The organism is Rhodococcus sp. G-MC3 (genome assembly GCF_030063335.1).
Taxonomy (GTDB): Bacteria; Actinomycetota; Actinomycetes; order Mycobacteriales; family Mycobacteriaceae; genus Rhodococcoides.
In genome coordinates, this window is record NZ_JASISW010000039.1 from 1 (window position 1) to 18,325 (window position 18,325).

The following is an 18,325-nucleotide window of genomic DNA, read 5'->3' on the forward strand; positions in this document are numbered from 1 at the left end:
CGGAAAGACCCTGGTCAACAACCCCACCGACACCACATCCGACAGCCGACGATCCGAGACCGGTTTCACCCATCCGCTACGAGGCACAACTCATCATACCTCGAAGGTCCTTAACTGAACGGTATTGGCCTAAGCCTCGATCCACCGATGAATCTGCGAGGTTCGAGGTGTCGATTTGATGAAAGTGCCCTCTGAGCTGGGGCGATTTGAGTTCTCACACAACAAATCGGACCAGACCAACAGGACAATTCCAGTGCGATCTCCCACACCTCATTGCTGATTCTGCGAAGTTCGACGACGGCCATCTCGTCCTGCGCGGGACTGCTGCCGGTCATGACCCTCGCCGACCAGACCGGTTTGACCGAACTGGCGGCGGACAAGGTGGCCATCACTGCCCCGAAGATCGCATCGGGGGCAGCGAACCTGGCACCGAAGTTGACGATGTTGATCGCGACTATGTGCGCCGGTGCCGACAGTCTTGACGACATCGACCTCCTTCGATCCGGCGGTACCGAACACCTCTTCTACTCAGCCTATGCGCCCTCGGCCATCGGAACATTGCTGCGCGAGTTCAATTTAGGTCACGATCGGCCTCGCGAATCCGTCTTCTGTGAATACCTCGATGCTCTCGCCCACCGCACCGAAATCTGGCCCTGCGTCGCAGACCGCGCGTTCGTCGAGATCGACTCGCTCCTGCGCTACTTCTACGGACACGCCAAAGAAGGGTGCCTCCTACGGCAGTGCAAAGTCGCGAGAAAGCAGATTCTTCGCAAAGGACTGTTCCCGCTCGCGACGATCATCAGTACCGCCGACTCAGTCTCATCGGCATGATCGGCGGCGCAGCAAGATTCTTCTGATCTCGATTTTCAGGTGACGACGTCAGTTCCGCACTGCAGATGTCGCCTGGCCGGGTTCGTGCGTTGTGTTCATGCTCGAGCGTCAATTCCCCCTGGTTCTCACTGGCGGGTGCGACGAATGATGGTCGTGTGTTGATGGGCGCGCACCGGTGGTGGATGTCGTTGTCGCCGGATAGCCAAGCTACGTGGTCGCCGCCGAAACCGTGTCCGAGTTGGTGCGTTCGGTGGCATCGGGACGGCCGTGACGACGGCGAGCGCGCCGACCACCACCATGATTGCGCCTTCGGCCGTCGGTTCTAGCGCAGTTGTGCGTAGTCGATGATGGCGTCGGCATCGGCGCTGGCGGGCAGGGTGCCGAAAGTGGGGGCCCAATCACCGGCGAGTCGGGAGGCGCAGAAGGCGTCGGAGACGGCAGCCGGTGCGTGACGGATCAGAAGTGACGCTTGCAGAGCGAGGGCCATGGTGCTGACGAGGCGTCGCCCGGTGAGGTTGGCGGGGTTGGTGGCCGCAAGCTCGAGGACGGTGACGGTCTCGTCCAGTCGTGGATCCACACCGTGGGCGAGGGGTACTTCGTCGAGGTAAGGCTCGAGCGCCTTGGGTTCCTTGCGGAGCACGCGTTCGACGTCGGTGACCATCATGTTCGAGGTGCCCTCCCAGATGGCGTTGAGCGGTGCTTCCCGGTAGTAGCGGGGCATCTGGTGTTCCTCGATGTATCCGTTGCCGCCAAGGCATTCCATCGCTTCGCCCACGACGGCGGGCGCACGCTTGCAGTTCCAGAATTTGCTCACCGGGGTCAGTAGTCGTGAGAGCAGACGGTCATCCTCGGTGTCGGAGTCCGCGGTGGCGGCGAGCCGAAAGCCCAAGTGCGCCGCCGCGGCCCATTCCAAGGTCAAGTCTGCGAGCACATCCGCCATCACGGGCAACTCAACCAGCGGATGCCGAACGCTTGGCGGATGTTGGCGTGGTCGAGCGCCTGTGACAGCGCAGCCCGGATGAGACCTGCTGATCCGATTGCGAAGTCGAGCCGGGTCAGATCCGCCGATTCCAGGATGGTCGGGATACCGCGACCTTCCTCCCCGACCAGGACCGCCCACGTGTCGCGATATTCGATTTCGCTGGAGGCGTTGTTGCGGTTGCCGAGCTTGTCCTTGAGCCGCTGGAGCTGGAAGTTGTTGTGACTGCCGTCAGGCTTCCACCGGGGGACGAAAAAGCAGCTGGGACCGGCATCAGCGTGCGCGACGGTGAAGAAGCCGTCGCTCATCGGCACCGAAAAGAACCACTTGTGGCCGGTGATCAGATAGGCCTCGCCGGGGCCGCGTTTCGTTGATTCCGGGATGGCGGTGGTCTGGTTCGCCCGTAGGTCGGACCCGCCTTGCTTTTCGGTCATCGCGAACCCGATGTGGGCGGAGGTTTTGTGTTCTACCGGCCCGAATGTCGGGTCGTAGTCCAGCGCTGCAGCCCTGTCGGCCCATACTGCAAGCTCGGGCTGTCCTTGCAGAATGGGGATCGCGGCATGGTCATCCCTGTCGGGCAGGCGGTTCCGCCGTCGACTTGATTCCACAGGTACGAGAGCACCGCGCGGGCCGCATGCCCTCCGGTCTCACTGGTCGACCACGGCAGCGCGTGCACACCGCCGCGGTAGGCGATCGTCATCAGCTGGTGGTATGCGGGATGGAACTCGACCACATCGAGCCGGTGCCCGGTGCGGTCGAAGGTCCGCAGTTCCGGCGGGTTGCGATGCGAGAGCCGCGCGGCATGCTGAGTGTCCGCGCTCCACACAGTGGCGGCCAATTCGCGGGCGTGTGGAGCGGCCCACCCGGCGCCGTAGTGGCCCATTGCAAATGAGGCGACCTTGTCGCCATCGAAGGCGTCGATGTCGGTCAGGTCCTCGACCTGGTTGAACACCTGGTGGGTGGCGCCCGGAATCGTCCTGGTCATTTCTGTTTCTCCGGTTCGTCGTAATGTCAGGATTGGTCGAGGACAGTGGGGGGTTGGCAGCCGGCGGCGCAACATTTACCCGGCTGACGGCTCGAGATCGGCCGGTTCCCTGAGACCCCGCGGTCGAGGAGGTTCTCCACCAGCTGCGTCTTCTCCGGGATCGGGTAGTTGCGCCAGATCTCGCGTTTCATCGCCTCGGGCGACCCGCCGCCGTGCAGGGAGATGATCGAGTACCAGCCCCCCTGGTAGGAGGCGGTGAGGTCCTCAACGATCCGACTGACCGCCAGCCGTTTGTCGGTCGGGATGTCCGGGCGTCCGCCGAGGACCGCATCGAGTGCGGCGGCAGTGGCGGGGTTGTGGTCCTCATCGGGCCCGGGCAGCGCGACGATCAGTCCGCCGGAGACGTAGTGCGCGATCCGGTGCATGTCGTAGATCTGGTTGGCCAGCAGGAGTTTGCCGATGTTGGAGAAGACCGCGTCGGGGATCACCGTGCCGGAATCATGGGACGCGGCGTAGGTGGAGGCGGCGACCCCGCAGGCGTAGAAGCCCTCCACTACGGTGATCAGTTCGACCATCTGGTCACGGATGTGACTGTGCCGTTGCGGGTCGAGCCCGTTGGCCTCGATCATCAACGCTCCCGCGCCGATCAGCAGGTCCCCGAAACCGGCGCGGGCGCCGATGCACGAATGCCGGTGATGGGTGGCGTAGGTGGTGGTCAGGAAACCGGCTTCCTCGTATTCACCGGCCAGGAACACCTGCTCCCACGGCACGAACACGTCCTCGAAGATCACCACACCCGTGGACTGGCCGTAACGTGCGGAGAAGGTTGCCGCCTTCTCGCCTGGACGCCCGGCCGGGCGGGCCACGATGGTGATGCCGGGGGCATCGATGGGGACTGCGCACGCTACTGCGAAGTCGGCGTCATCGGCCGACATGGTGCGGCACGGCATCACCAGAAACTCGTGCACGTACGGTGCGCCGGTGACGATGGCCTTGGTGCCCCGAATCACGATTCCGGTCGGTCGCCGCTCGGCGATGTGCACGTATACGTCTGGATTCGCTTGTTGCCCCGGTTTCTTCGCGCGGTCACCCTTGGCGTCGGTCATCGCGACGCCGAGGGTCAGGTCTTCGTCCTGCACCCGCTGCAAATAGGCCGAGAACCGTTGGTGGTAGTCGGTGCCGTACTCGGCGTCAGTGCGGAATGTGGCCTGGTGCAGAGCGGTGAGTGAATCGTGGCTCAGATATCGCTGGGCGCAACCGGATTCCTGGCACACCAGACGGACCGCCTCCAGCTTCGCCAGCAGGTCCGTGGGCGTTTCGTCGATGTGGATCATCCGGTTGACGGTCCGACCGGCTCGGTTCTTCGCCGTCATCATCTCCGCGTACTGCGGCTGCAGCGCCAAATCGTAGGTCACCCCGATAGCGGCGATGCCAGGCGCGAGCGCTGGGCTGTCCGCGACGCTGTCGATTGCCGCACCATCGACGAAAACTCGAGGCTTGTAGGAACGAAGCGAGTCGCGGTATTCCGCGGAGGTCATCAGCACCGGCATCTCGTGAACAGGGTCAATAAACACTGTTCAATGAACTGAACAGTGACAAGACTGTAGCGTAGGAGCAGCTTCCAAGGAAGGGGACAAGTGATGGTCGATCCCGCGCGCGCAGAACGCCGAGATGCGGTCGCCGAGATGAAGCGGACGATCATCCTCGATGCAGCCCGGCACATCTTCGAGGTCGAAGGCTTGCAAGGGGCGAGCATGCGGGCCATCGCCAAGGCGGCCGGATACACCCCAGGGGCCATCTACGCCTACTTCCCCAATAAGGAACACATCTACGCCGCCGCCCTCGGCGAATCCCTCGACCGGCTACGCGAGGCAACCGAGGACGCTGCGGCAGACAGGGGTCCCGTCGAACGGTTCATTGCCGCAGGCCTGGCGTTCTTCGACTTCTACGACACCAACCCGCGTGACCTCGACCTCGGCTTCTACCTGTTCCGGGGAGGTATCCGGCCACAAGGACTGTCCGAGGAACTCAATACCGAACTCAACACCAAACTCCTCGCCTGCCTCGAACCACTACGCGCTGCTGCAATTGACCACGGCACGGACCCAGGCCGCGCCCAGCTGCTGATGGCAGACGTGCTCGCCCACGCCTCGGGGTTACTTCTGCTCGCTCACACCAAACGTCTGGCACTGTTCGACCTCAACGCCAGAAACCTGATGGACGCACACCTGCACGGCCTGGCCGCGACATTCGAGTAGGTCAACCACACGCCGTCGAGCAGGCGCAGGTATTGCTCATCGGCCCCCGACGTGGGTTGCCGTGCCGACGCGATCCCGCCAGGTGGACATCGACCGCACCGCAGCGCAGCGACACGCGGCCGAAGCCTGCCGTTTTCGGTGCCCGCTGCTCGGTGCGTGCCACGTAGTCGCGCGCTCGGGGGCGGCGGTGGGGGTGGGGGTGTCGATGGTATGGGCCGGGATCGTCTACGACGAACGAGGAAATGCAATCGATCCGAGCGATTCTCGTTGTCGCTGGGAGGCTGGTCGCAATCGCGCGATACCCGCATCCCCGACGACGGCGGGCGGGTGTTCAACGGACACACCGGGGCGTGGGAAAGACCGACGGCCCCCTTACCGCCGCACGCGATCATTGCGCCAGACTGGACTCCTCGAATCAGAAACGGACGAAGGATCAAGAGACGGCGTCGAGTGGCCCTCAGCACACGCGCCGGACCTACATCTCAGCATCAGGGGGCCGGTCACCGCTCCCGGCGGTGACCGGCGTTGATTCATCCTCACGCGACGGTGCAGCACTTCTCTTCCTCACAAGGACTATGGTGTGCTGAGGATTCGTCCGGTCGTCAGGGTCGAAGTCAGCGCTCGAACTGGGCGCGCTTGTGGTCGCCGTATGGCTCGTCGCGCTCACGGACTGCCTCCCGGAAACCGACTGTGGCGGCGCGTAGCTGGAAGGCGTAGCCCTCCCTGGTGTGACGTGATATGCCGTCGAAAACGGTGCTGATCATGCCGGAGTTGGCTACACCCTGGGACAGCAGCGCTGAGTTCAGCGCCAATTTGGCCATCATCAACTGATTGACCGGCATCCGGGCGATCCGCTCGACCAGTGCCTCGGTGCGATCGTCGAGTTCGGTAGCTGGGCACGACTCTACCGCCAGTCCCCACTCGGCTGCCTGCTTGCCGCTGATGCTGTCGCCGGTGAACAGGAGACGTTTGGCGCGTGCGTCGCCGAGGCGGTGCGCCCACATCCCGGCCGCGGGGATACCCCAGGTGCGGGTGGGCGGGTAGCCGATCTTGGTGTCGTCGGCGCAGATGATCTGGTCGCTGAACAATGCGATGTCGGTGCCGCCAGCAATGGCGAATCCGTGCAGTTTCGCTACGGTCGGCTTGTTTGCATGCAACAGACTGGAAAAGCCCTTGTTGCATCGGCTCATCATCGCGTAGTCGATCATCGGGTCCCACGTACCCGACGGATCGTGATTGACCGCGTTCACCACAGGATCCAACACGGTTCCGGTCACCTCATCGACGCTGTCCCCGGTCTCGAAGCGCTTCTCCGCGAACATGTCCAAGTCATAGCCGCCGCAGAAACCTTTCCCGCGGCCCGAGACCAGAATCACGTGTACGCGCGGGTCCAGATCGGCTCGCTCGACCGCATGCGTGAGATCACGGGGGGTATCGGGAGTGATGGAGTTGCCATTCTCCGGGCGGTTGAACGTGATTCGGGCGATCCGTCCGTCTCGCTCGTAGGTCAGGGTTGGGTAGTGATAGTCGTAGTCGGGTTCGGGACGGTTCTGCCAGGGCGAGTCCGGAGCTTCGGTCCAGTTCTCGTACCACCTTGCGGTGTGGCTACCGGAATGGTTCGCATCGTCGGTCATCTCGCGGCCGTCTCTGCCATACCGAGTTTCGGTGTCGCACGTTCGATGATGGCTGCGGTGTCCGTGCCGTGGGGGAGTGTGCCGAACACATCACCGTGATCGTTGCCGAGCCTGCTCACCGTAAACGCATCGGCGACGGCGGGGTGCCCGTGCCGAACCAGCAGCGAACCCTGCAGAACCTGCGCCATCTTTCCCACGACGCGTCGTGCGCGATACTGAATCGTGGCGAAGTCGGCGAATTGCGTTTCGAGCTCGGAGATTGCCGAATCCAGATGTGAATCAGCGCCTTTGGCCAGCTTCACCTCGTCGAAGAAGGCGGTGAGGGTGTGCGGTTGTTTGGCCATCGCGCGGAGCGCGTCGAGTGCGGCGACGTTGCCCGATCCTTCCCAGATCGACATCAGCGGTGCCTCGCGGTAGAGCCGCGGCATGCGGGACTCTTCGACGTAACCGTTTCCGCCCAGGCACTCGAGTGCTTCGGCGGCATGCATCGGTGCCCGTTTGCACACATAGTATTTGCTCACAGCCAACGAGATTCGGCGCAGAGCATCGGCCTGTGTGTCTCCTGATACTGCTTTGTCGGTGATGTCGGCCAGCCACAGTGCGACCGTCGTCGCGGCCTCGGCTTCGACCGCGAGGTCGGCGAGAACATTGCGCATCAGCGGTTGGTCGGCCAGCGTGGCACCGAAAGCGCGGCGGTGTGCGGCGTGATGGGCGGCCTGAGTCACGCCGACCCGCATGCCCGTCGCCGAACCGATCGTGCAATCCAGACGAGTCATGTTTACCATCTCGACGATGGTCGGAACACCACGGCCCTCCTCGCCGACCAGCCAGCCGACGGTGTCGTCGTACTCGACTTCACTGCTGGCGTTCGAGTGATTGCCCAGCTTGTCCTTCAACCGCTGTAGCGCAAACGTGTTTCTGGTGCCGTCCGGCAATACCCGTGGAACGAAGAAGCACGAGAGGCCGCCCGGCGCCTGAGCGAGTACCAGGAATACGTCGGACATGGGAGCGGAGGTGAACCACTTGTGCCCGGTGATGCGGTACGTGCCGTCGGACATCGGTTTCGCCGCAGAGGTGTTCGCGCGAACATCCGATCCACCCTGCTTCTCCGTCATGGACATTCCTGCAATGAGTCCGTTCTTGGACAACGGGTCTCGTAGGCCTGGGTCGTACTCGGTGGAGGTCAGTAGTGGCTCGTACTGCGCAGAGAGCTCGGCGTTGGCGCGCAACGCCGGGACGACGCCATAGGTCATCGAGATCGGGCAACCGTGACCGGCGTCGACCTGCCCCCACACACTGAACTTCGCGGCGCGCACCAGATGTGGGTTCGGGGTGGGGTTCGTCCAGGCAGTTCCGGCGAGCCCGAGTTCGACTGACCGACCCATCAGTCGGTGATAACTCGGGTCGTAGACAACCTCGTCGACGCGGTTGCCGTAGCGATCGTGGGACCTCAACACCGGTCGATTGGCCTCGGCCGCGTCACCCCATCCGATCGCCTCGGCGCTGCCGGCCAGGCGTCCGACGCGGTGCAGCTCGTCGAGTGCGTGATCGGCACCGGCACGATGCACCGCTTCGAGAACCGAGGGTTGATCTGCTGCGTCGTAGTCGACGAGCTCGGGGACCTGGTTGGTGACTTCGTGGCGTGCCATGTGTTCGATTCCTTCGGTTTTCGGTCAGGGATGTGCGGTAGTGCTCAGTTCGCTGTAGCGCACGATCTTGCTGCGTGGACGCGATGCCGCCTCGCCTCTACGTCGTTCTTCGGTGTCGATCCGGTGCCACCCTCGAAGGTCTGTGGTCTGAATCCCCCGTGCGGCGAGCATCGAGTCCAGCGTGGCGACTGCGGAGATCGGCTGTGTGAGCCGACCGTCGGCCAGGTCTGCAAGGAGAGCTCCGACGGTTTCCTGGGAGCAATTGCGATTGGTTCCGATCACGCCGGTTGCGCCGCGTTTGTGCCAGCCGACGGTGTAGAGGCCGGTGATCGGGGTGCCGTCGACATCGTCGGTGATGCGTCCCTTCGCGTTCGGTGTCCTCGCGCTCGAAGGGTGCGTGGGGATTCCTGGTATCGGCTGAGAATCGTGTCCGATCGCATGGATCACCAGTGCGGCAGGGACCATCTCGGTGGTGGTGCCCGTGGATATCTGTACCGACAGCGCGGGAGCCGCGTCGTGGATTGCCGTCACGCGGGTGTCGAACCGAAATACGATTCGCTTGTCGCCCCGACTTCCATCAACTGAGCGTGTCCGCAGGAAGCGCAGTTTGCGACGCAGCGCACCTTCGCCGGGATCGAGCTCGCGCATGTCCTCCAGTTCGGGGTGTGGTTCAACGTCGATGTCGAGGCCGGGAATCGTTGCGAGCGCGGTCAGTTCCGACTCACTGAATGCCGCGTCTCGGGGCCCCCGACGCCCGAGGATCTGGACTTCCTGGACGCGGCTTCGTCGCAGTGCTTCCAGCGCGTGCGGAGCGATGTCTGTGTCAGCGAGATCGGCCGGATCGGCGAGCAGGATGCGTGCGATATCGAGGGCGACGTTGCCGTTCCCGACCACGATCGCTCGAGTGCTCGAGAGATCGAATTGCTTGTCCGCTGCATCGGGATGGCCGTTGTACCACCCGGCGAACTCGTGCGCGGACAGGCTCCCCGGAAGGGTCGTTCCCGGGATGTCCAGTGCGCGGCCGATCGGTGCGCCAGTGGCGACGATGACGGCGTGGTAGTGCTTGCGTAGGTTGTCGATAGAGACGTCGGTACCGATCTCGACACCGAGTCGTAGGCGCAGATTCTTCTCGCGCGCAATCGTTTCGAACGTGGCCGCAACTGCTTTCGTCTCAGGATGATCCGGTGCCACGCCGGAACGCACGAGTCCCCAGGGGGTGAGAAGTCGGTCGAATACATCGACGTCGATGTCGTTGTGCCGCAACAGTTCTTCGGCCGCATACATCCCTGCTGGGCCGGATCCGACGATTGCTACCCGCACACCTCCGAGTTCGGGTGGTAGCACGGGGATGGCGCGAGTAGGCCCGATCGAGAACGGTGCGACCGGGCGGTCGACGAAGTAGTCGGCGTTCACCTCCACAAAGTGCTGCTGTGACGGGAGAAGCTTGTCGATCGGAACGATCGCATCGACGGGACACGCATCGGCGCACGCGCCGCAGTCGATGCAGGTCTTCGGATCGATGTGCAGCATTTCTGCACTCGCGAACTCGGGTTCGTCGGGGCGGGGATGGATGACATCGAGCGGACAGGCCGTGACGCAGCGGGCGTCGCTGCAGCAGGAACCCGTGATGACGTGGACCACCGCGGGCTCAGAGGACGCCGCCGACGCGGCACAGCGCGTCGCCGAAACGGTTTCGGATGCCGAGTTCGGCGAAGGTGCGCATCGCGTGCTCGGAGGCCCACTTCTGCGTCTGCCGCCAGTGCTTGTTCTTCCGCGCCGCCCGCGTGGCTGCACGCTTGTCCAAACCGCAGTTCTCGTACACCTGCGGCGAGACCATGAAGCGCGTCACCAGTAGGGCGATAGGCCCGTACAACGCCGACACCAACGCCTTCTCCACGGGAGAGTTCGGCAGGCGCTCGATCAGTTCTGCGCGCGCGAAGTTGAGGTGACGTGATTCCTCGATCACATGGATGTGGCTGACTCTGCGCACCAGCGGCTGCAGGGCTTCGTCTCCGGCGCCCTCACGCTGCAGTGCGTCTCCGTATTCCTCGAAGAACATCGCCAGCGCCATGGCGACAGCTGGAGGAGCGGTCGCAGCGAAGACCTTCCCCGCCTGGCGGGCCCACCAGGGCGCACGATAGGTGGGTGCTTCGGTGGCCGCCACCATCCGGCCGAACATCGTCGAGTGTCGGCACTCGTCGGCGATCTCGGTGTACAAGTGCCATGCATAGGCGCTTGCGCTGTCCGCGTTGTAGACCTGACGGATCAACATCTGCATCAGCAGGGTTTCGACCCACGCTTCGATCGCGTGCATCGAGGCCAGCTGATGTTTCGTGAATTCGACCCTCTGATCGCGCGACCAGGCGTCCCACGTCGGTGTTCCGTACAGAGAACAGCGGTGCTCCGAGAAGTAAGCCAGGTCCGGATCGAACCCTGCGGACCAGTCGATGTCTTTGTCGACGTCGAACGACATCAACCCTGCGCTGCGTACGAGCCGTTCTGCGGTCTCTTCCATGTCGCCTGCGTGTAACGCCATGCCAAGCTCCTGCCGTTGGATCCAAGATGATGTGACTTGCGGTAACAGTATTACATCTTGGACGATTAGCGCTAGAGATTTGTAAATTTAAGGGCATGGTTGTCGAAAAATCGACCGCTGACCACTACTTGGTAGCTGTCAGAATTCCTCCGGCCAGTGCCGTCAACTCGGACCGAAACGCCTCGTAGGTCTCTCGGATGTCATGCCCTGGCCAGTCGGTCGGAAGGGCTTCGGCAGGCAGGAGTGGATCGTCGAGGATGTGCCGGACGATGGCCGCCGCGATCTCGAATCGTTCGACCAGGGTGGGCGCGTCACGCAGCATTCGGATCAACTCCTCGGCGACCCCGGCCCACTCCTGCGGTGCGAACGCGTGCTCCACCAGTTCGGCGGGGTCGCCGTCGGGAACGGCAGTGAACAGACTCAGTCGTTCGCTCGCGTCGGCCCGCACGGTGGTCGGAATGTTGTTCGGACGCCCCCATACGCCCTCGCGCACTTCGCCGAATTTGGCTGCGCGCAAAGCTGTTCGCAATGCAGCGCGGTCGGTGGAATCTTCTGCACCGGTGGTAACGATCGCAAGACGCCAACTGCCGTCCCAAGTGCTCGCTTCGTGCTGCAACGCAAAATCCTGTCGGCGTTGTCGGCGGATCAGGCGTGGCGAAAGCCTGTACATTCCTTCGCTTCGGTCGAGGTCGCCGGCGGCCACCAATCGGGTGAGCGCCACTCGAACCGCTGAATGCTGGAAACCCAGTTTGGTCGCCATGGCCAGAATCCCGGCCGCCGACGCTTCTGCTGGATGTGCGCCCAGCAGCGCGCTGAGGACTGCAGATCGCGCCGTCAGCTTGCGCACGCGTGTCCCGCCCGAGGTCATCGGCAGATGATAGCGACGGGCGGAGGGTCAGGGTCCACCGCTCCCCGCAAGACTTGACAGTCCGTCCAAACGGACTGTTACGGTGTAACGATGAATATGGCAGTTACCGCGCCTTCTTGGGCATCGGACGACGAAGCATCGGCATTGCGGGCCACCGCCCGGAAATTCTTCGAGACCGTCGCCGTTCCGAACCAAAAGCGCTGGGCCGAGCAACGATGCATTGATCGGGACTTCTGGCTCGAGGCGGGAAAGCTCGGTCTTCTGTGTCTGGCGGTACCCGAGGAGTACGGCGGTGGTGGAGGCTCCTTCGCACATGACATGGTGGTACTGGAGGAGCAAAGTCGCATCGAAGAGCCAGGTTTCGGCAACCATGTCCATAGCGGCATCGTGGCACCATATTTGCTTGCGTACGGTACCGAGGAGCAGCGTCATCGCTGGCTCCTGGCATGGCGTCGGGTGAGGTCGTGGCCGCGATCGCGATGACCGAGCCGGGGGCGGGATCGGACCTGGCGAGCATGTCGACTCGGGCACTCCGACGGGGCGACGAATATCTGATCGACGGTGCGAAGACGTTCATCACCAACGGCGGCTCCGCTGACTTGATCCTGCTCGCCGCCAAGACCGAGCCCGCTGGTGGAGCGCACGGTGTATCCCTGTTCCTGGTCGATGCGAACGACTGTCCCGGATTTCGACGTGGCCGGGTGCTGGACAAGCTCGGCCAACACAGCGGAGACACCGCGGAACTGTTCTTCGACGGGGCCGCGGTGCCCGCTGATTGCCTTCTCGGTGAAGTCGAGGGCCAGGGATTCGTGCAGCTGATGACGCAGCTGCCGCAGGAGCGTCTGCTCCTCGCCGTCGCAGCTGCGGTGAGCGCACAGCGTGCGGTCGATCTCGCGGTGGACTACACCAAGAATCGCCATGTTTTCGGGAAGCCGCTGTTCGCGAAGCAGCATGTGAAATTCGAGCTCGCGGAGTGCGCAACACTCGCCCGCGTAGCGAAAGTCTTCGTCGACGACTGCGTCACCAAACACCTGAACGGCACCCTCGACGCAGCGACCGCGTCGATGGCTAAGTACTGGACAACCGACGTTCAGTGTCAGGTCGTCGACCGTTGTCTGCAGCTCTTCGGCGGCAACGGCTACATGCGCGAATATCCCATCGCCGAGATGTACGCCAACGCGCGCGCCCAACGTATCTACGGCGGGGCCAACGAAATCATGAAAGAACTCATCGCTCGATCGCTCTGAACGGAACAGGTGAAACATGACCGAAACCACTGTGCTCATCGAACGCGACGGACCCGTCACGCTCATCGGCATCAACCGCCCACACGTCCGCAATGCGGTCGACCGAGCCACTGCGGAAGCGTTGGCGGATGCGTTTCGCGCATTCGATGCCGATCCTGCTGCCTCAGTAGCCGTACTGCACGGTCGCGGCGACTCGTTCTGCGCGGGAGCCGATCTGAAGGCACTGGCCGCGGGCAATGGGAATCGGTTCGCGCCAGATGGTGACGCTCCGATGGGTATGACCCGCATGTGTCTGTCGAAACCGGTGATCGCTGCGATCGAAGGCCACGCCGTCGCCGGTGGCCTCGAAGTTGCGGCCTGGGCGGATCTACGTGTTGCAGCACAGGACTCGATTTTCGGCGTCTTCTGCCGCCGATGGGGTGTACCCCTGATCGACGGCGGTACCTACCGTCTTTCGCGGCTGATCGGTACGAGTCGTGCAATGGACCTGATCCTCACCGGTCGTCCGGTCGATGCGGACGAGGCACTGCGGATCGGTCTAGTTCATCGAGTGGTGCCTACCGGTGAGGCGGTTCGTGCGGCTGTCGAACTGGCCCACCAGCTCAGTGCATTCCCGCAGACCTGCATGCGCCGCGACCGCATGTCTTTGCTGGAACAGCACGGCTTGTCCGAAACAGACGCTGCTGCAAACGAATACCATCATGGGCTCGTCTCGATCGGCAGCGATGCCATCGCAGGTGCCGGCCGCTTCGCCGACGGTGCCGGACGTCACGGATCGTTCGATTCACCAGAAGGGATCATTGGGCAATGAACACTCTCACTGGCAAAACCGCGCTGGTCAGTGGTAGCGGGCGCGGCATCGGGGCTGCCATCGCACACAAACTGGCTGCTCGTGGTGCCAACGTGGTCGTCAACGATCTGGACCCTACCGCCGCAGCAGCTGTGGTTGCCGACATCGAAAGCGCTGGCGGCACCGCCGTCGCCTGCTCAGGAAACGTGACGACAGTAGGATTCGCTGAACGATTCGTCGAGACCGCGGTGGGCTCGTTCGGCGGACTCGACATCATCGTCAACAACGCCGGATACACCTGGGACGGCGTCATACAGAAGACGAGCGACGAACAGTGGGATGCCATTCTCGACGTCCATCTCAAGGCGCCGTATCGAATTCTTCGCGCCGCCCAACCCGTCATCAGCGCCGCCGCGAAGCGTGAAGCAGCTGCAGGACAACGTAGTACCCGCAAGGTGGTCAATATCTCCTCGCTCGCCGGTCTCTACGGAAACGCCGGCCAAATCAACTACTCCTCAGCCAAAGCAGGCATCCTTGGAATGACCAAGGCCATGGCCAAGGAATGGGGCCGCTATCAGGTCACCGTCAATGCCGTGGCGTTCGGCCTGATCAAGACCAGACTCACCGAAGCAAGCGCCGACGGTGACGCCACTGTCGAGATCGAGGGGCGCGAGATCAAAGTAGGCGTCAATCCGATGATCCTGCAAGCAGCGCAACACATCGCACCGCTCGGTCGTCTCGGCACTCCGGAGGAAGCAGCCGGTGCCGTGTACCTGTTGTGCCTACCCGAGTCCGACTACATCACCGGCGAGGTCCTCGCGTGCAGTGGCGGGCTGATCGGCTGATGCGTACCTTCGATTCGATCGATTCGCTCGGCGGCGCAGTCGGTCAGAGCCTGGGTGTGACCGACTGGATTCTGTTGCACCAAAACACGATCGACCAGTTCGCAGACGCCACCGGTGATCATCAGTGGATTCACACCGACCCGGAACGAGCGCGCAGCGGACCGTTCGGGACCACTGTCGCACACGGATATCTCACTGTGTCGATATTGGCTCGATTGCTACCGGAACTGTTCGAAGTCCGCGGAATTTCGATGGCGGTGAACTACGGATCGAACAAAGTCCGCTTCCCCGCGCCGGTCCCGAGCGGAGCGCGCATCCGTGCCAGTGCGGTCGTGAGTGCCGTGGAACCAGTGGCAACCAACTGCGTGCAGCTGACACTGACGGCGACGATCGAGGTTGCCGACACCATCAAGCCGGCGTGCGTGGCAGAGGCTGTCATTCGTCTCTACCGATGAAGGGCGTCGAACACCGCGTCGGCAACGGCCAGCGGGCTACGGCTGCGTCAAGCCGCACATTGCGGGGAAAACCGAGCGCCACGCGGCCATCAACTCGTTCTCCCGATCAAGGTTCTCGCGGAGTACTCCGGTCAGTGCCAGACCGCGAAAGACTTGAACCAGCGCGTCGAATGCAGTCGGAAACCCCGGCTGCGTGGAGAATTCGGGCCCGAAAATCAGGACGCCCAGCTCTCGCAGGTTCTGACCGACCTTCCGCTCGTACGGAGTGAGGACCGAACGTAGATCGTCGTCCGTGCGCGCCGCCATCCACAATTCGTAGCCGGCCAGATAAAAGGGTCCCGACATCGCATCGTGCAACACATCGAATGCGAACTCCAATCGGTCGGATCCGCTGACGCGACGTTCGGCCGCCGCTCGGATAGCCACATCCTGTTGCTCCCCCACGTGCTGCACCGCAGCCAGAAACATCGCCGGCTTGCTCGGGAAATGGTGTAGCAGCGCGCCGCGGGACACACCGGCCTGAACCTGCACCCGCTGCGTCGTCGTCCCCGCATACCCGTGCTCGACCAAGCACCCGACAGTAGCTTCCACAACCCGCCGACGCACCGCCTCTGGATCTATCCTCCGCATCGACATCGCAACAGCTCCTACTCTTCAAGCGGGACAAACCTCTATTGTCTCACCAGGAACCCAACGGGCAGCACTCGCCAAGTCGACAAACGAATGCAAACTACGTCTGACCAAGTGCAGTCGTCTTCTGAAACTGGCATTCGGTCGACGCTCGGACCAGCCTGCCGGTGTTCTGGTAGCTAGTGTTGCCACTAAGCCTCGATCCAACGATGAAACTGCTGTGTGAGGGGGTGTCGAACTGAAGAAAGCGCCCCCTGAGCTGGAAAGATTTGAGCTCTCACACAACAAATCGCCCGGCTGACCAAGGACACTTTCAATGCGATCAGCCCACACCTTCCGCGGTTCCTCGGCGGTGTTCGACGACGACACGCTCGTCTCCTCGGCTGGGCTCGTCCCGGTCATGGCGCTCGCTCAGCAGACGCACTTGACCTACCTCCTGGCAGACAAGGTAACCATCACGGCACCGAAGGTGGCATCGGGTTCGGCGAACCTGGCCCCGAAACTGACCACGCTGATTGCCGCGATGTGCGCCGGTGCTGACTGCATCGACGACGTCGACCTGCTCAGATCCGGAGGGACAAAGCACGTCTTCGAGTCGGTGTAGGCGCCGTCGACTCTGGGAACGTTGCTGCGCGAGTTCACCTTCGGGTGCAATCGCCAACTCGAATCAGTCCTTCGTGCACACCTCGTCACCGGGCGGGTGTTCGTCGACATCGACTCGCTGCTGCGCCCGGTCTACGGGCACGCCAAACAAGGCGCGTCCTACGGGCACTCCAAGATCGCCGGGAAGCAGATCCTCCGCAAAGGCTTGTCCCCGCTTGCCACCATCGTCAGCACCCCTGGCTGCGCCCCCGTGATCGCCGGAATGCGACTACGCGCCGGCAAGGCCGCATCGGGCAAAGGCGCCGCCCGGATGATCGCCCAAGCCGTCACCACCGCGAGGATGGCCGGAGCCACCGGACCGATCATGGTCTTCGGCGACTCCGCCTATGGCAACAGTCGAGTGGTCAAGACCTGCCTCGATCATGGCACCGAATTCTCGGTCGTTCTGATCAAGAACACCCTCGTGCAGAGAGCCATCGACTCCATTCCCGACACCGCCTGGGAACCGGTGAAGTACCCGGAGCGGTCCGAAATTCAGACACCGGGGCGTGGATCTCCGACGCCGAGGTAGCCGAAACATCCTTCACCGCTTTCGCGTCCACCCCGAACCCGGTGACAGCGCGGTTGATCGTGCGGCGGGTCAAGGACGCCAGATACCTCGACGCGCTGTTTCCCGCGTGGCGGTATCACCCGTTCTTCACCAACTCCGCGTTGCCGACCGAGGCCGCGGACATCACACACCGTGCGCATGCGATCGTCGAGACGGTGTTCTCCGATCTCATCGACGGCCCGCTCGCGCGCATGCCGTCGGGATCGTTCGCCGCGAACTCTGCCTGGGGGCTGTGCGCCGCCATCGCCCACAACCTGCTGCGCTCCGCCGGAGTCCTCGCGGGCGCACCCCATGCGAAAGCACGAGGGGCCACTCTCCGCCGAAAGATCGTCAACGTCCCGGCTCGATTCGTCCGACCACAACGTACACCGACCCTACGACTGCCCCGTCACTGGCCGTGGTCTGATGCGTGGCTACGACTGTGGGACAACATCATCGGCACCAGCCCACCCGCGACTGCGACACCCTGACCATCAGCCCCACCAGGGCCCGACCGGAGATCGAAGTGGACAAGCTGGGCAGACTAGCTGCCAACCCATGCCCTGGCCCGTCGCGAACCAAAAACCTCAACACAACCCGCCATCCCGAGGTCAGTCGGTGGATCGAGGCTAGGTTTCGCTCATATGCGCGAAGTAGCTCCCAGCCGCGGCACCAGGTCTCACGTCCACACATACCCGAACCGGCCGGGCTCCTTCTTGCGCAGGCGCTCGAGACCGCCTGCCTCCATGATGTCGAGGTTGATCCACTCCATCAGCGTCGGCGCGCTTTGCCATAACCGCGGCCGACCGTCGCGATCGAAGACGGACATCGACCGCGCACAAACGCTATTCATCCCTCGAATGCGGAACGTCAGTATCAGCATCGTTGTGGGGAACCAGCCGTCAATCTCGATGTCGAGCAGGCCCGCGGCTGTGTTCTCCGCCAGCAATCGGATACGTTGACGCTCGGTCCACTCGTCCGGATCGCCCAGTTCGAGCGGCGCAGCAACGGGAAGTTCAGGGAGCGAATCGAATTCGACTTCCTCAATCGTCACTGGGCCCGGCCCGTGCGCACCGACGAACATGCCGAGCATCGTCGAGATCCACAATTCGCCAAGCTTCGGTACCACCGCCAGGCCAATCGGAAACCCAGGAGCACCGGCCCACCGTTCGGGATAGGTCAGACTGCGGTCGAGGCAGAAGTAAGTGAACTGTGGCTGCGCAGGAACGCCTCCTACGCCTCGAGGTGCGCCTACACTCCACAAGTGTGGACCGCCAACGCCTCGGCCTAACCTCGTTATGAACCGCACCGGGTTGTCCGGAGGCTTCACTTCTTAGGAGAATGAAGCCATGGCACGACCGGCAAGCAACTACCCCACCGAGCTGCGTGAACGCGCTGTCGGCATGTTCACCGAGATCCGCAAGGA

13 protein-coding genes and 4 pseudogenes are annotated in these 18,325 nt (G+C 63.1%); 7 read left to right on the forward strand and 10 right to left on the reverse strand.

What is annotated here, in order from left to right; genetic code table 11:
- Positions 1 to 272 precede the first annotated feature (272 nt).
- Positions 273 to 807, forward strand: a pseudogene (locus tag QMK17_RS25110) (IS1380 family transposase); the annotation flags it as partial.
- A gap of 346 nt (positions 808 to 1,153) precedes the next feature.
- Here the strand turns inward: QMK17_RS25110 and QMK17_RS26565 are convergent.
- The 3 genes and pseudogenes from QMK17_RS26565 to QMK17_RS25130 all read right to left on the reverse strand — a co-directional run bounded on the left by QMK17_RS26565 (position 1,154) and on the right by QMK17_RS25130 (position 4,333).
- Positions 1,154 to 2,244 (reverse strand): annotated as a pseudogene (locus tag QMK17_RS26565) (acyl-CoA dehydrogenase family protein).
- Between the two features lie 32 nt (positions 2,245 to 2,276).
- A complete protein-coding gene (locus QMK17_RS25125) occupies positions 2,277 to 2,795 on the reverse strand; it encodes a hypothetical protein (RefSeq protein ID WP_283512017.1) in 519 nt (172 codons plus the stop codon).
- 26 nt (positions 2,796 to 2,821) lie between these two features.
- On the reverse strand, positions 2,822 to 4,333 hold the full coding sequence (locus tag QMK17_RS25130; protein ID WP_283512018.1) for a 4-hydroxyphenylacetate 3-hydroxylase family protein: 1,512 nt from the start codon (positions 4,331 to 4,333) through the stop codon (positions 2,822 to 2,824).
- 102 nt (positions 4,334 to 4,435) lie between these two features.
- Here QMK17_RS25130 and QMK17_RS25135 point away from each other — a divergent pair, with 102 nt between their 5' ends.
- Positions 4,436 to 5,053 carry a TetR/AcrR family transcriptional regulator gene (locus QMK17_RS25135; protein WP_283512029.1) on the forward strand — a complete coding sequence of 206 codons (618 nt, stop codon included), beginning with the start codon at positions 4,436 to 4,438 and terminating at the stop codon, positions 5,051 to 5,053.
- Positions 5,054 to 5,667: 614 nt separating this feature from the next.
- On the opposite strand, the gene QMK17_RS25140 is transcribed toward QMK17_RS25135, so the two are convergent.
- The 5 genes from QMK17_RS25140 to QMK17_RS25160 form a co-directional block, all read right to left on the reverse strand.
- Complete coding sequence (locus QMK17_RS25140) at positions 5,668 to 6,687, reverse strand: crotonase/enoyl-CoA hydratase family protein (RefSeq protein WP_283512019.1); 1,020 nt, start codon at positions 6,685 to 6,687, stop codon at positions 5,668 to 5,670.
- Positions 6,684 to 8,336: an acyl-CoA dehydrogenase family protein gene (locus tag QMK17_RS25145; protein WP_283512020.1), complete on the reverse strand. Its 1,653-nt coding sequence runs from the start codon at positions 8,334 to 8,336 to the stop codon at positions 6,684 to 6,686. The genes QMK17_RS25140 and QMK17_RS25145 overlap by 4 nt, the downstream gene beginning before the upstream one ends.
- A 24-nt stretch (positions 8,337 to 8,360) precedes the next feature.
- Complete coding sequence (locus QMK17_RS25150; RefSeq protein ID WP_283512021.1) at positions 8,361 to 9,977, reverse strand: FAD-dependent oxidoreductase; 1,617 nt, start codon at positions 9,975 to 9,977, stop codon at positions 8,361 to 8,363.
- A gap of 7 nt (positions 9,978 to 9,984) precedes the next feature.
- Complete coding sequence (locus QMK17_RS25155; protein WP_283512022.1) at positions 9,985 to 10,872, reverse strand: AurF N-oxygenase family protein; 888 nt, start codon at positions 10,870 to 10,872, stop codon at positions 9,985 to 9,987.
- Positions 10,873 to 10,996: 124 nt separating this feature from the next.
- Complete coding sequence (locus QMK17_RS25160; RefSeq protein ID WP_283512023.1) at positions 10,997 to 11,740, reverse strand: PaaX family transcriptional regulator C-terminal domain-containing protein; 744 nt, start codon at positions 11,738 to 11,740, stop codon at positions 10,997 to 10,999.
- Positions 11,741 to 11,836: 96 nt separating this feature from the next.
- Between QMK17_RS25160 and QMK17_RS25165 the strand changes: the two are divergent.
- The 4 genes and pseudogenes from QMK17_RS25165 to QMK17_RS25180 all read left to right on the forward strand — a co-directional run bounded on the left by QMK17_RS25165 (position 11,837) and on the right by QMK17_RS25180 (position 15,077).
- Positions 11,837 to 12,987, forward strand: a pseudogene (locus QMK17_RS25165) (acyl-CoA dehydrogenase family protein).
- Between the two features lie 16 nt (positions 12,988 to 13,003).
- Positions 13,004 to 13,798 (forward strand): crotonase/enoyl-CoA hydratase family protein, encoded by a 795-nt coding sequence (locus tag QMK17_RS25170; RefSeq protein ID WP_283512024.1) that lies wholly within the window; start codon positions 13,004 to 13,006, stop codon positions 13,796 to 13,798.
- Positions 13,795 to 14,622, forward strand: coding sequence for an SDR family NAD(P)-dependent oxidoreductase (locus QMK17_RS25175; protein ID WP_283512025.1), 828 nt, complete (start codon positions 13,795 to 13,797; stop codon positions 14,620 to 14,622). The genes QMK17_RS25170 and QMK17_RS25175 overlap by 4 nt, the downstream gene beginning before the upstream one ends.
- Positions 14,622 to 15,077, forward strand: coding sequence for a MaoC family dehydratase (locus tag QMK17_RS25180; RefSeq protein WP_283512026.1), 456 nt, complete (start codon positions 14,622 to 14,624; stop codon positions 15,075 to 15,077). The genes QMK17_RS25175 and QMK17_RS25180 overlap by 1 nt, the downstream gene beginning before the upstream one ends.
- A gap of 36 nt (positions 15,078 to 15,113) precedes the next feature.
- Here QMK17_RS25180 and QMK17_RS25185 read toward each other — a convergent pair whose 3' ends face one another.
- Positions 15,114 to 15,713, reverse strand: a complete 600-nt coding sequence (locus tag QMK17_RS25185) for a TetR/AcrR family transcriptional regulator (RefSeq protein WP_283512027.1) — start codon at positions 15,711 to 15,713, stop codon at positions 15,114 to 15,116.
- A 310-nt stretch (positions 15,714 to 16,023) separates the two neighbouring features.
- Here QMK17_RS25185 and QMK17_RS25190 point away from each other — a divergent pair.
- Positions 16,024 to 17,390, forward strand: a pseudogene (locus QMK17_RS25190) (IS1380 family transposase).
- Between the two features lie 188 nt (positions 17,391 to 17,578).
- On the opposite strand, the gene QMK17_RS25195 reads toward QMK17_RS25190, so the two are convergent.
- Positions 17,579 to 18,028: a hypothetical protein gene (locus QMK17_RS25195; protein WP_283512028.1), complete on the reverse strand. Its 450-nt coding sequence runs from the start codon at positions 18,026 to 18,028 to the stop codon at positions 17,579 to 17,581.
- Positions 18,029 to 18,325 lie beyond the last annotated feature (297 nt).

Excerpts from the sequence above, each read along its gene's own strand:
- QMK17_RS25125 (WP_283512017.1), bottom strand. The coding sequence starts at position 2,795 with ATGACCAGGACGATTCCGGGCGCCACCCACCAGGTGTTCAACCAGGTC.
- QMK17_RS25130 (WP_283512018.1), bottom strand. The coding sequence starts at position 4,333 with ATGACCTCCGCGGAATACCGCGACTCGCTTCGTTCCTACAAGCCTCGA.
- QMK17_RS25135 (WP_283512029.1), top strand. The coding sequence starts at position 4,436 with ATGGTCGATCCCGCGCGCGCAGAACGCCGAGATGCGGTCGCCGAGATG.
- QMK17_RS25140 (WP_283512019.1), bottom strand. The coding sequence starts at position 6,687 with ATGACCGACGATGCGAACCATTCCGGTAGCCACACCGCAAGGTGGTAC.
- QMK17_RS25145 (WP_283512020.1), bottom strand. The coding sequence starts at position 8,336 with ATGGCACGCCACGAAGTCACCAACCAGGTCCCCGAGCTCGTCGACTAC.
- QMK17_RS25155 (WP_283512022.1), bottom strand. The coding sequence starts at position 10,872 with ATGGCGTTACACGCAGGCGACATGGAAGAGACCGCAGAACGGCTCGTA.
- QMK17_RS25160 (WP_283512023.1), bottom strand. The coding sequence starts at position 11,740 with ATGACCTCGGGCGGGACACGCGTGCGCAAGCTGACGGCGCGATCTGCA.
- QMK17_RS25170 (WP_283512024.1), top strand. The coding sequence starts at position 13,004 with ATGACCGAAACCACTGTGCTCATCGAACGCGACGGACCCGTCACGCTC.
- QMK17_RS25175 (WP_283512025.1), top strand. The coding sequence starts at position 13,795 with ATGAACACTCTCACTGGCAAAACCGCGCTGGTCAGTGGTAGCGGGCGC.
- QMK17_RS25180 (WP_283512026.1), top strand. The coding sequence starts at position 14,622 with ATGCGTACCTTCGATTCGATCGATTCGCTCGGCGGCGCAGTCGGTCAG.
- QMK17_RS25185 (WP_283512027.1), bottom strand. The coding sequence starts at position 15,713 with ATGTCGATGCGGAGGATAGATCCAGAGGCGGTGCGTCGGCGGGTTGTG.